The organism is Membranihabitans marinus (assembly GCF_019802045.1).
Taxonomy (GTDB): domain Bacteria; phylum Bacteroidota; class Bacteroidia; order Chitinophagales; family Saprospiraceae; genus Membranihabitans; species Membranihabitans marinus_A.
In genome coordinates this window covers 107,651-119,857 of record NZ_JAHVHU010000007.1, presented here as the reverse complement: position 1 = coordinate 119,857, position 12,207 = coordinate 107,651, and the positions used below count along the sequence as shown (strand labels likewise).

Below are 12,207 nucleotides of genomic sequence, written 5' to 3'. Positions count from 1 at the left end.
CATGAACTTATCCTTCAAAAACAGGATAGCGTTGTACTATATGCTGGCTACAGCAGCCATTATAGCTGTCGTTTTTTTAATTATTTATTACAGTGTACGAGCTGTGGCTTACGAGACCGTCGATACGGATCTTACTTATGAAGCGTACAAACACTCTGCAGAAATAGTCATTGAACAGGATAGTTTTAGGTTTATCAATAAAGATGAATGGATGGAACTCGAACACCAGAAAGTCCAGGTGTATCCCGTTTTTGTCCAGTTGGTCAATGTTTCGGGGCAGATCATGGATAAATCTCCGAATCTTAAAACCGATTCTCTGGTTTTTCATTCTGAGAAAGGTTTTGGGTATGGGGCGCAGTTTGATACCTACCTTGAAAACCGCCCGATCCGTCAGATGCAAATCCCCATTGAAAAGGAAGGGCTGCGAAAGGGGTATATCCTCACCGCCATGTCATTGGAAGGTCCTATTTTGGTTAAAAACAGCCTACGTAAAAACCTACTGGTGCTCTATCCAATGGTTCTTATCGGACTCTTTTTTGTGACTCGATTTCTGGCAGGAAGAAGCATCAAACCAGTGCGAAACATTACCAAATCGGCACATCGCATCACCCGCCAAAGTCTCAATGAACGAATCCCATTGCCCGAGAATAAGGATGAATTGTATCACCTGACCTCCTCGATTAACGAATTGGTGAACCGCATGCAAAAAGCAATAGAAAGAGAAGAACAGTTTACTGCGGATGCCTCACACCAGATGCGTACTCCGCTGGCGGTCATCAAGGGAACTCTGGAAGTGTTGATCCGGAAATCCCGAACAGAATCAGAATACAGAGAAAAAATCAATTACAGCATTAGAGAAATCGACCGGATGTCAGACCTGGTAGAGCAATTACTGATCATGGCTCGTCTGGATGGCAACCACTCGCATCAAACTGAAGAGCCGGTGAACCTCCAGCTGCTCATCGATGAGATCTTACTGAGATATAAGGGCCATATAGAAGAAAAAGCGTTGTCTGTTCATATCGATGCGGGTTATCAGAATACAGTGATAACAGATCCCTATTACATTGATTTAATATTTGAAAACCTGATATCCAATGCCATCAAATATTCCCGCGCCGGAACGGTTATTGAAATCGCGTTATTAGATAAAGAAGACACATTATCTTGTCGTATCACGAATCAGGGTATTTTGATAGGTCCGGAAGACATTGATCATCTTTTCCAGCCCTTTTACCGGGCAGATGCACTTCGACACAAGGAGTTTAAAGGTAGCGGCCTGGGCTTGTCTATCGTGAAAAAAGCCTGCGATTTTCTTGATCTGGAGATTCAGGTGACGAGCCGGGAAGAGCCCGGAACGACGTTTGAGCTTTCTTTTCCCAAGGATCGTTTGCACAATAATTAAGTTTCCTACAGAATAATTCAGTGATCTTGAGCTTGCTGTCCTTCAATTCGTCTTGCGGCGGATATGCGTGGATAATGCCCCATTCCTTTGACCATACTCAGGATTTATAGTGACCACTGTCATAGACTGAAAAATATCTCTCCGGTACCTTTACAAAATATGAAGGAATATAGGAGCAGTCAGTATTCAGCATGTCCAAGCTGAATCTTAAGCGAAACTTAAGGCTTCATGCAAATCATTTTGGAAGTGTGATTATTATTATTGGCATGAAGCGGTGCTTCATTATTCGGAACGATTGGCTATTTATAAAATCAGGGCTTCTTATGTTAGATAAAATCATACATTTCAGTATTCACAACAAAGTTCTGATTTTGCTTTTTACGGCGTTGTTGACTGGGTTTGGGGTGTATTCCCTGTTTAACATACCCGTGGGTGCCGTCCCCGATATCACCAATAATCAGGTGCAGGTGATTACCACCTCCAGGAATCTGTCCACACAGGACGTGGAGCAATTCCTCACCTACCCCGTGGAACTCGAAATGGCCAACCTGCCCAACGTCAAAGAAATTCGATCCATTTCAAAATTTGGGTTGTCTGTGGTAACCATCGTCTTTGATGATCACGTCGGCACCTACTTGCCGCGACAGTTGATCGCTGAAAAACTCAAAAGCGCTGAAGAAAAAATTCCGGACGGTTTTGGGGTGCCTTTTATGGGACCCATCACGACTGGTTTGGGCGAAATATATCAATATACCCTCGAAGTAGATTCTGCTCATCAGGAGAAATACTCCCTCACCGACCTGCGCACCATTCAGGATTGGATCGTAAAACGACAACTCTCCGGAATACCGGGTGTCGTGGAGGTCAATACTTGGGGTGGTTATCTGAAGCAATACGAAGTAGCCGTTAATCCGGAAAGACTCCGTGCTTTGCAGATCCCGGTCACAGAAATATTTGATGCACTGGAAAAGAACAACAGTGTTGCCGGTGGCGGATACATCGAAAAGACCAACGAAAGTTATTTTATCCGAGGAGAAGGCCTGGCCAATTCTTTGGATGATATAGAAAATATTGTGGTTACGATCCGCGACGGCAAACCGATATTTATTCGGGATGTCGGCACGGTGGGGTTTGGTCACGCCAATCGTTTTGGTGCGATCACAGGTAATGGTGAAGGAGAAAAAGTTCTGGGACAGGTCATGCTGCTGAAGGGAGCCAATGTAGAGGACGTTATAGGACGCGTGGTGGATCGTGTGGAATCCATTCAGTCTTCATTGCCGGAGGGCGTGTACATCAATGCGTTCTTGGAACGAACGGAGTTAATTGGGAAAACGACCTTCACCATAGCTGAAAATCTGATCCTCGGCTTTTTGATCGTGGTTTTTGTGGTGGTACTACTGCTGGGGAATTTACGTTCGGGGCTGGTCGTAGGGTCTGTGATACCACTCAGTTTATTGTTTGCTTTGTCGATGATGTATATCCTGGGCATTGATGCTAACTTGATGAGTCTGGGTGCGATCGATTTTGGTATTATCATCGATGGTGCGGTGATTATAGTTGAGTTTATCGCTTTCCAAATGACACAACAAAGCGGGAAACTTCAAGGATTGACTGGCGGTGAGAAAAGATCCATGATCGACAAGATTACCCATGAAAGTGCGTCAAAAATGATGCGTTCTGCCATCTTTGGACAGATCATTATCATCATTGTATTTATCCCCATTTTGTCACTGACCGGGGTAGAAGGAAAAATGTTCGGGCCTATGGCCATGGTGTTTAGTCTTGCACTGGCGGGAACCATGATCCTGGGCCTTACTTATGTGCCCGTGATGGCTTCACTGTTTCTCAAACCATCGAAGAAGAATAGCAATAATATTTCTCACCGACTCATACGGGGATTGGAGAATCTTTATCATCCTGTCATCGTGTGGGCACTGCGAATGAAATGGCTGGTACTCCTCCTGGCTGTAGGATTATTAGGTCTGACTGTTTTCTTGTTTTCAAAAATGGGGGGAGAGTTTGTCCCTACACTGGACGAGGGTGATCTGGTCATACAACCGATACTAAAAACCGGTACTTCACTGACCAAAACCATCGAAACGACGACTCAGATCGAAAAAATACTGCTGACTTTCCCTGAGGTAGAACAGGTCGTGACCCGGATAGGAGCAGCGGAAGTTCCTACGGATCCCATGTCTATGGAGGAGACCGATGTCATTGTGAAACTTACACCGATCAAAACCTGGACGACGGCCGGCACCAAGGTTGATCTGATCGATGAATTTCAGGATAAGCTTTCGGTCATTCCCGGTGTAGAATATGAGTTTACCCAACCGATTGAAATGCGTTTCAATGAGTTGATCACGGGAGTGCGGGCCGATCTGGCCGTAAAAATATTTGGAGAAGACCTCGATGTTCTTCATCGAAAAGCGGTGGAGGTCGAAAATGCCATCCGCGATGTGGATGGAGCTTCTGATATCATCACTGAAAAAACGGTTGGCCTGCCCCAGATGTCTGTCGAATTTGACCGGGCCAAAATAGCACGTTATGGCTTGAATATCGCCCAACTCAATGATATCCTGACGATGGCATTCGCCGGTAAGGCAGCCGGAACGATCTTTGAAGGTGAACGGCAGTTTGATCTGGTGGTTCGCCTGGAGGAGGGTTACCGTAAGGATTTGGCTGATCTGGAAAAAACCACGGTACAACTCCCCAACGGTCAGGCGGTACCTTTTACGGAATTTGCCTCTATTCAATACACTACTGGCCCGGCCATGATCTCCAGGGATGATACCCGACGGCGGATTGTAGTAGGAGTCAATGTGCGGGACAGGGATCTGGAATCGGTCGTAAATGACGTCCAGAACATTATTGCCGAGGAAATCGATATGCCACCGGGTTATACTGTGGAATATGGCGGTCAGTTTGAAAATCTGCGTTCAGCTCGACAGCGATTGACAATTGTCATTCCCATTGCGTTGATCTTGATCTTCTTTTTGCTTTATTTTGCCTTTCATTCGGTACGGGATGCGTTGTTGATTTACACAGCTATTCCGCTGTCCGCAGTGGGAGGAGTCATGTTGCTATTTATCCGGGATATGCCATTTAGTATATCCGCCAGCATCGGGTTTATAGCACTCTTTGGTGTCGCTGTTCTCAATGGCATCGTGCTAATAGAGCATTTTAAAGAACTTAAATCACAAGGTATGACAGATATACATCGAAGGATTATCCTCGGTACAAAACATCGGATGCGGCCTGTGCTTTTGACCGCTTCTGCAGCAGCCATGGGATTTTTGCCCATGGCGATATCGACCAATGTGGGCGCTGAGGTACAACGGCCCTTGGCCACCGTAGTCATTGGAGGTCTGATCTCAGCTACTATTCTCACGCTGCTCGTATTACCTGTGCTTTATGCTATGGTGGAGAGCAGAAGTGCTCAGCGGGCATTAAAAAAAGCACCGATGACTATTCTTTTACTAATACTTGGCACGATAGGCCTCACTGCTCAGAATGATCCGATATCTATTTCGCTGGATGATGCGATATCACTGGCTCTGGAAAATAATCAGGGTATCCAGGCTTCATCCGGGCGGATCAATCAAAACAAAGTGTTGGAAAATTCGGCATTTGATGTGGAAAAAACGGAAGTGTATTACAATTTTGACCAGTCTAACCTGGCTGAAAATGGCTTCCCTTTGCATGTTTGGGGCGTCAACCAGTCGTTTGAATTTCCCACCATCTACAAAGCGAGACGTCAGGTGTTGGAATCCAATACATTACTCTCCCGAGACCAGCTTGCCATTCGCAAAAGAATGTTGACCAAAGAAGTATCTCAGGCTTACTATGCCGTACTTTATTGGAATAAAATCGAAACGCATTATAAGCGGTTGGATAGTCTGTATGGCCGGTTTGTGCGGGCAGCTACCCGACGATATGAGTCCGGTGAAACGAATAGACTGGTACAGGTTACCGCTGAAAATAAACAACAGGAAGTGCATCTTCTTCTCATGCAGAGCCGGGCTAACGAACAGCAAGCTTTGGTATCCCTCCGGAAATGGTTGCAAACCAGTGATTCTGTGACCATACAGGATCAGGAATTGATTCCACTGAATCTTCAACCGCTCGATACTATGAATCATCCGGGACTCTCCTTTTATATCAACCAACAGGTCCAGGCGGATAATCAATTGGAATACCAGCGTCGGCTACAGTGGCCGGATATCCATCTTGGAATTTTTCAGGGATTAAACGGACAGGAAGCACCCAACAGCTACCTGGGATTTCAGATTGGCCTTGGTATTCCCCTGTTCAACGGGGCTCAAAAATCAAGAATAGAAGCAGCCCGGGTAGAACGGATTATCCGGCAACACGAATCTTTTAACTACAAGAAGAATTTAAGGAACGATTATCAATCGATTCTTCGAAAACTCCAAAGTCTGAGACAAGGTATCGATTACTATGAAAACACCGGACAATCCTATGCCCTGGAAATTCTATCAAATGCACAGGCTTTGTTTGAATCAGGAGAAATTGATTTTTTACAGTATATCCAATTGATGGATCAGGCGCAGCAGATCGAGCGCAAATATTTAGACCATGTGTACCGGTACAATCAAGCTGTACTGGAAGCAAATTATTTAATCGAATAAGATATTTTATTTATGAATACCTTAAAATATATAATTGGTTTGTGGCTTCTCCTTGGCGTCGCATCCTGTGGATCCGGAAACGATGATTCAGCAGTGATTCATCTGCCTGACAACCAGACAGATCCTGTACTCGACATCTCCCCGGAGCAATATCTGGCCGGCAAGCTGGATACCGGCCGGTATGCCCTCCGTACTTTTGAACAGTTAATCCGCACGACTGGTGTATTGGATGTTCCACCGGAAGGAAGAGCACAGGTTAGTGCGTATTTTGAGGGGTATGTAAAATCCCTGAATCTGATTCCGGGGCAACGTGTCCGGCGTGGGCAAACTTTATTTACGCTGGAAAACCCGGCTTACATTGAGGTACAGCAGGATTATCTGGAAGTAAAAAATTCTCTGGATTATCTAAAGCGTGAATACGAACGGCAGGGCGAATTAGTCAAAGACAATTTTACCTCGGAGAAGAATTATCTAAAAGCAGAATCGGACTACCGGGTGAGTGAGAGTAAATATCAGTCGCTCCGGAAAAGACTGGAGATGATGCGGATTGATCCGGACGAATTGACCGATACCACGATACAGACCACCATAGGGATACGGTCTCCTTTTTCTGGATTTGTGACGGGTGTGAACGCTTCAACGGGAATGTTTTTATCACCTGGGGACGTTGCGGTCAGCTTGCTAAATACAAATCATATTCATGTTGAATTATCGGTCTATGAATCTGACTTATCCAAGGTCTCGGTGGGACAGGATATTCGATTCAAGGTTCAGAGTGATCTTGCTACCTGGTATGACGCAGATATTTATCTGATTAACCGGCTCATTGATGAAGACAAGCGGACAGTTCTGGTCCATGGTCACCTCAAGGATGAATCGCTGGCACGCGATTTGACGCCCGGCATGTATGTGGAAGCAGAAATAGTAACGAAGCAAGATTCTATGCCCGCTTTACCGGAGGAAGCTGTGGTAAAAATGGAAAATCAGTCCTATGTGCTGGTATGGAATGACCATGGAGGTGATGAAAATTTGTCTTTTGAGCGACGGGAAGTAAAAGTAGGACCGTTGTACAATGGGTTTTATCCGCTACGTAATGCAGAAGACTTTACTCCTGAAACCACCTTTTTGATCGGGGGTGTATTTGGTTTGATCACGGAGTAAGGTCTCAAACTTTTTTTACGTGATCATAGTAGCCTTGGTTATTAACCAAATTATTCAGGAACTTTTCATGCATCCAAAAAGTTATAACTTTGTATGAACACAAAATGATTTATACCATGGAAGCTAATATCATAAAAATAGGAAATTCAAAAGGCATCATTATTCCTGCCAACATCATAAGATTACTGGGATTGGAAGAATCGGTACAAATGGAATTGGAAAATGAAAAATTGATTTTGACACCGGGTAAGAAGCTGGATAAAAAGAAAAAACCAAGGGAAGGGTGGGAAGAAGCATTACGTTCTGAAATTGAGAAAAATGGTCAACCTGAACGGCTCTTACCTGATTTCTTTGAAGATGAAGACCTAAGTGAATGGACCTGGTAAAACAATATGAGGTTTATTGGGTGGATTTAACTCCTACGTTAGGAAGTGAAATTAACAAGATTCGCCCTTGCATTGTCATCTCGCCAAATACTAGTAATTCATGGTTGAATACAGTTCTAGTAGCTCCTATTACTTCTACCATTCGACGATTTCCTATGAGGTTACAAATAACTTTAACCGGTAGAAAAGCTCAGATTTGTCTGGATCAAATACGTTGCGTTGATAAGCTAAGATTGGGTAGAAAAATGGACGTACTCAACCAAAAGGGAATATTAGCTCTTAAGAGTCTGCTACAAAAATATTTAATTGATTAATGCGTCAGTCGACCTCTAATACCATTTGTATTTGTTAATGCCGTATAATATTTCGGAATATATGCGGCAATTGTGAATTCAAATGGTATAAAGAACCAAAATGACGATGGATCCGTTATGAATAGGAAAAGGAATTTATGTAGCTTTAATATCCTTCAAATAAATTTAAAGATCTATGGTGTTTTTTATCTCGATGTTTAGTTTGATGTTCGGTTCCCCCTTTGGAATTATCGTTTTTGGTGCTGGAGTGATCGTCGGGTATTTGGTGTCAGAGAACAAACGTAAAAGTGCTGCAGAACTCGATCAGGCCTATGATGAAATGAACAATATGCTACTGGAACGGGAAGGCCGGATCGATGAACTGGAAGATTACATTGATCAATTGCTCGGACAGGGTAAACACAGTACGCCGGCTGGAGAAGATGATGCTCCAACTTTACCTAAAAAAGAGACCGCGGAGAATGCCGGCCAAAAAGATGATCTGACCCGGATAGAAGGGATCGGCCCCAAAACAGCAGAGGTGTTGTACCAAAGTGGAATTGTTACCTACAAAGCTTTGTCCGAAACATCTCTTGATGCATTGAAGCAGATCCTGGAAGATGCTGGGACAGTCTATTTGCGGCATGGTCATGAAACCTGGGCGAAGCAAGCACTTCTCGCCGCGAATGATGAATGGGAAGCACTGGAAGCCTGGCAAGGGAAAAATTGACCGGTTAAAATTTCTTCCTTTTTATTCCGCAAGGATATATTTAAAGTTGAGAAAACAAGTTGAGTATTCCAAATAAACCTGTTTTGCTTGGAATCTGGAAAAATAGCGCTATATTTGTAAGTGAACATTTACATGCTTAGCGCTGTTAGTAAATCATAATATAATCTGGAAAATGGAAAATGCAATAACAGATCGTCAATTAGAAATAATTGAGGCAGCTGGTAAAATCCTGACCACCGCCGGAGTTAGTGGGCTGACTACCAAGAATCTGGCAAAAGAAATGAACTTCTCCGAAGGTGCGATTTATCGCCATTTTGCCGGGAAAGAACAGATCGTCGTTGCATTGCTAGAATACCTCGCCGAACAAATCGATGAAGTCAATGTGCAGGCAGTAAGTCATCGTGATTCTCCGCAAGATAAGTTTCAAAGCTTGTTCCAGGCTCAAATTGCTTTTTTCAAAGAAAATCCCCACTTTGTCGTAGCAGTATTTTCAGCAGGACTTCTCGAAGAAAGTAAGCAAATCAACGAGACCATTTACAAGATTATGCAGGTGATGATGAAGCACCTAATGCCCATCATTATGGCCGGTCAACAGCAGAATGTATTTACAAATAAAATTACCACGGAAGAACTTCTGAACATCGTTATGGGAACATTTCGCTTGCAAATGTTTAAATGGAGAATATCGGGTTTCCAGTTTGATATAGAACGTAGTGGTTATAATATGATCGAATCATTACTCACACTTATAAAAAGTTCATCATGAAAAAAGGTCTTCGTGTTTTATTGATTATTCTGCTTTTCTTCCTGGGTGGAGTTACTGTTTTTATGGCTTCCTCGGTGCTGTTTAATTGGTTTGGAATTCGAGAACTGGAAGGGAATTATGTCCCGTTTGTGGTTTTTGCCAATCTGATTTGTGGAGCAATCTACCTCTATGCCGGTTACTTGTCGGTCAAAAAACGGACCAAAGCCGTCCGATGGTTGATTTACGCAACCGGATTGTTACTGATCACTTCCATTGCTTTTGCGGTGTATGTTTATATGGGGGGTGTACATGAAGAGAAAACTGTACTGGCGCTTGTTTTTAGAACGAGTATCACAGCTATATTGGCCTGGCTAAGTTACTATACCACGAACAACGCCCAAGTGCTTAAAGAAGCTTAAAATTTTTTGATTTATGAAGTTAGTGAATATTCACATCCTGATTGGGTTCCTCATCAGCGTTCTTCCGGTAGCAGCCCAGGAGTCCCCTCGTTCTCCGGAATGGTCCCTCGATCAATGTCTGGATTCAGCAAGAGCATACAATAAAAACCTAAAAATCAAGCAAAACGACCTGGCTCTCCAATCGGAAAAGAAAAAAGAAATGGCCGCTAATCGGTTACCCAAGCTCCGTGTAAACGCAGAATACAAATACTTTACCAATCTTCCGTATCAACTCATGCCGATGTCCCTATTCGGAGGACCGGAGGGACAGTTCAAAGAAGCTCAGTTTGGTGTACCGCACAACATCAATGCTAATTTGCAGTTGGCCCTGCCGCTCTATCAGCCACAGATCAGGCATGCGGTGGATCTGACCCAGACGGCGATAGAAATGCATGAATTGCAGTACAGGAAAACAGAAGAACAACTTTTCTTCGACATTGCAAATCTGTATTACAATGCTCAGATCCTGTACCGGCAATCGGAATTTATCGATGTCAAACTGGAAAATGCCAAAAAACTATTGAAAATCATGCAGATGTTGCATGATCATCAACTGGCTGTGGGCACTGATGTGTCTAAAGTTGAATTGCAAATTGGGCAGCTAAACACCCAAAATTCTTTGATTAACAATAAGATAAAGCAAGTGCTCAACGCGCTGAAAATAGCTATTGGTATTCCACTGGATTCATTTCTGAACATAGAACGGGAAATCATTCCTCCTGACGTCGTTGGGTATCCACGGCATTTTTCCCTGGAGTATCAGCTGACGCAAAAACAGGGTCAGCGGATAAATATCGAATTGGAAAATCTCAAAGCCAGCCGGTTGCCAACGGTATCATTATTTGGATCATTTGGTGCTACGGGATATGGTAATGATCAAAAGCCCAATGGGTTTCTTAATGTGTACCCCATCGGGTTTGCAGGGCTTCGGATTCATTATCCTTTATTTGATGGTACCACCAAACGTAAAATCAATCAGAAAAACATCGAGCTCATCAATAATCAATTGCAAATGAACTTAATCAAAGACCAAAATTTCATGTTGATCGAAAACGCTATACTCCAGCGACAGATCACTTTGAATGCCATCACGGACGTGGAAGATCAAATTGCTCAGGCACTTTCTGTTTACAATCAGACCGTGCGCCAGCAGCAGCAGGACATCGCCACCATGGCAGATATCCTTCAAGCCGACAACGTGGTCCGGACTGCCCAGCAATCGTATTTATCGGCCGTCGTAGATTTTCTGAAGGCCGATCTGGAACTGAAAAAATTGACAGGAAATTTTAATACGCTCACCAACCAATAATACCATGACCTGGAAAAATATATTATTAATCATCGGACTGATCGCATTAATTGTCTTAACGGCATTTAAGCTAAAAACCAATAAGGAAATTGCACAAAATCGGGTCTATCACTACGACAAAGATCAAGCTGTCGGTGTGGCCGTCGATACTATACAACCTGGACTCCTTATGAACGAGCAACGGTTTTCCGGGGTTTTTGAGCCGGTCAAAGAAACCCGTGTCAATGCCGAACTACAAGGGAAAATTAATGCTGTAGATGTCGATTTAGGAAGTAAGGTGCGGAAGGGACAGGTCCTGATTCAGCTGGACCATTCCTTGTTGGATCTTCAAGTGCAAAGCATAGAAGCTGAAATCGAGGGGGTGGAATCAGATCTCTGGCGTTATACTGCCTTGGCAGCGGAAGATGCTATTCAGGGGGTCAAAGTAAAGAAAGCACAATTCGGTTTGCAAAAGGCTCAAATACAAAAATCAATCGTAGAAGAAAAAATCAGTAAGTCCACTATCCGGGCTCCCTTTGGTGGTGTGATCACTGCTAAAATGGTGGAGGAAGGTGCTTTTGCTGCCCCGGGTATGCCCTTACTACAGATCACCAACATTCATCAGTTGAAATTTACGATAAATGTCGCAGAACGGGATTTGCACTTATTTCGGATGCAGGCAAAACACACCATCATTGCTGATGTTTTTCCTGGTGAAGAATTGACTGGTCAGGTTGTGATGATCGGTGCCAAAGCAAACAGAGCCCATCATTTTCCGGTTCAGTTTTTAGTCTCCAACCGGCCGGGGCAGAAGATCAAAGCCGGCATGTTTGGTAAAGCCGTTTTAGAGAACGAATTGGCCGAACAGGGCATATCAATTCCTGCCTCTGCGCTTCAGGGTTCCGCGGAAGAACCGCAGGTCTATACCGTCCGAGATGGTCGGGCCGTGTTGCAACCTATTACCATCGCATCTCGATATCGGAATCAGGTCGTTGTATCCGGAGGACTAAATGCAGGTGACTTAATTGTGACTGAAGGATTTATCAACCTCTATGATGGAGTAAATGTAACGATCCAATAAAAAAACCA

The 12,207-nt window shown here is 43.8% G+C and carries 10 protein-coding genes; all 10 read left to right on the top strand.

All coding sequences use genetic code 11. From position 1 onward, the window contains the following. Position 1: 1 nt before the first annotated feature. Positions 2 to 1,405: an ATP-binding protein gene (locus tag KUV50_RS07875; RefSeq protein WP_222579576.1), complete on the top strand. Its 1,404-nt coding sequence runs from the start codon at positions 2 to 4 to the stop codon at positions 1,403 to 1,405. A gap of 323 nt (positions 1,406 to 1,728) precedes the next feature. Beyond that, the gene (locus KUV50_RS07870) at positions 1,729 to 6,057 is read left to right on the top strand and encodes a CusA/CzcA family heavy metal efflux RND transporter (RefSeq protein ID WP_222579575.1); all 4,329 of its coding nucleotides are present in this window, start codon (positions 1,729 to 1,731) and stop codon (positions 6,055 to 6,057) included. A gap of 12 nt (positions 6,058 to 6,069) precedes the next feature. Beyond that, positions 6,070 to 7,218, top strand: a complete 1,149-nt coding sequence (locus KUV50_RS07865; RefSeq protein ID WP_222579574.1) for an efflux RND transporter periplasmic adaptor subunit — start codon at positions 6,070 to 6,072, stop codon at positions 7,216 to 7,218. Between the two features lie 116 nt (positions 7,219 to 7,334). After that, the gene (locus KUV50_RS07860; protein WP_222579573.1) at positions 7,335 to 7,604 is read left to right on the top strand and encodes an AbrB/MazE/SpoVT family DNA-binding domain-containing protein; all 270 of its coding nucleotides are present in this window, start codon (positions 7,335 to 7,337) and stop codon (positions 7,602 to 7,604) included. Further along, positions 7,592 to 7,918, top strand: a complete 327-nt coding sequence (locus KUV50_RS07855; RefSeq protein ID WP_261395053.1) for a type II toxin-antitoxin system PemK/MazF family toxin — start codon at positions 7,592 to 7,594, stop codon at positions 7,916 to 7,918. The genes KUV50_RS07860 and KUV50_RS07855 overlap by 13 nt, the downstream gene beginning before the upstream one ends. A 175-nt stretch (positions 7,919 to 8,093) precedes the next feature. After that, positions 8,094 to 8,627 carry a helix-hairpin-helix domain-containing protein gene (locus KUV50_RS07850; RefSeq protein ID WP_222579572.1) on the top strand — a complete coding sequence of 178 codons (534 nt, stop codon included), beginning with the start codon at positions 8,094 to 8,096 and terminating at the stop codon, positions 8,625 to 8,627. Between the two features lie 172 nt (positions 8,628 to 8,799). Then, positions 8,800 to 9,393 (top strand): TetR/AcrR family transcriptional regulator, encoded by a 594-nt coding sequence (locus KUV50_RS07845; RefSeq protein ID WP_261395052.1) that lies wholly within the window; start codon positions 8,800 to 8,802, stop codon positions 9,391 to 9,393. After that, the gene (locus tag KUV50_RS07840) at positions 9,390 to 9,791 is read left to right on the top strand and encodes a hypothetical protein (protein ID WP_222579571.1); all 402 of its coding nucleotides are present in this window, start codon (positions 9,390 to 9,392) and stop codon (positions 9,789 to 9,791) included. The genes KUV50_RS07845 and KUV50_RS07840 overlap by 4 nt, the downstream gene beginning before the upstream one ends. A gap of 13 nt (positions 9,792 to 9,804) precedes the next feature. Then, positions 9,805 to 11,139, top strand: coding sequence for a TolC family protein (locus KUV50_RS07835; protein ID WP_222579570.1), 1,335 nt, complete (start codon positions 9,805 to 9,807; stop codon positions 11,137 to 11,139). A gap of 4 nt (positions 11,140 to 11,143) precedes the next feature. Next, on the top strand, positions 11,144 to 12,199 hold the full coding sequence (locus tag KUV50_RS07830; protein ID WP_222579569.1) for an efflux RND transporter periplasmic adaptor subunit: 1,056 nt from the start codon (positions 11,144 to 11,146) through the stop codon (positions 12,197 to 12,199). Positions 12,200 to 12,207: the final 8 nt, after the last annotated feature.

Coding starts and splice junctions, on each gene's coding strand:
- KUV50_RS07875 (WP_222579576.1), top strand. CDS start 2: ATGAACTTATCCTTCAAAAACAGGATAGCGTTGTACTATATGCTGGCT.
- KUV50_RS07870 (WP_222579575.1), top strand. CDS start 1,729: ATGTTAGATAAAATCATACATTTCAGTATTCACAACAAAGTTCTGATT.
- KUV50_RS07865 (WP_222579574.1), top strand. CDS start 6,070: ATGAATACCTTAAAATATATAATTGGTTTGTGGCTTCTCCTTGGCGTC.
- KUV50_RS07860 (WP_222579573.1), top strand. CDS start 7,335: ATGGAAGCTAATATCATAAAAATAGGAAATTCAAAAGGCATCATTATT.
- KUV50_RS07855 (WP_261395053.1), top strand. CDS start 7,592: ATGGACCTGGTAAAACAATATGAGGTTTATTGGGTGGATTTAACTCCT.
- KUV50_RS07850 (WP_222579572.1), top strand. CDS start 8,094: ATGGTGTTTTTTATCTCGATGTTTAGTTTGATGTTCGGTTCCCCCTTT.
- KUV50_RS07845 (WP_261395052.1), top strand. CDS start 8,800: ATGGAAAATGCAATAACAGATCGTCAATTAGAAATAATTGAGGCAGCT.
- KUV50_RS07840 (WP_222579571.1), top strand. CDS start 9,390: ATGAAAAAAGGTCTTCGTGTTTTATTGATTATTCTGCTTTTCTTCCTG.
- KUV50_RS07835 (WP_222579570.1), top strand. CDS start 9,805: ATGAAGTTAGTGAATATTCACATCCTGATTGGGTTCCTCATCAGCGTT.
- KUV50_RS07830 (WP_222579569.1), top strand. CDS start 11,144: ATGACCTGGAAAAATATATTATTAATCATCGGACTGATCGCATTAATT.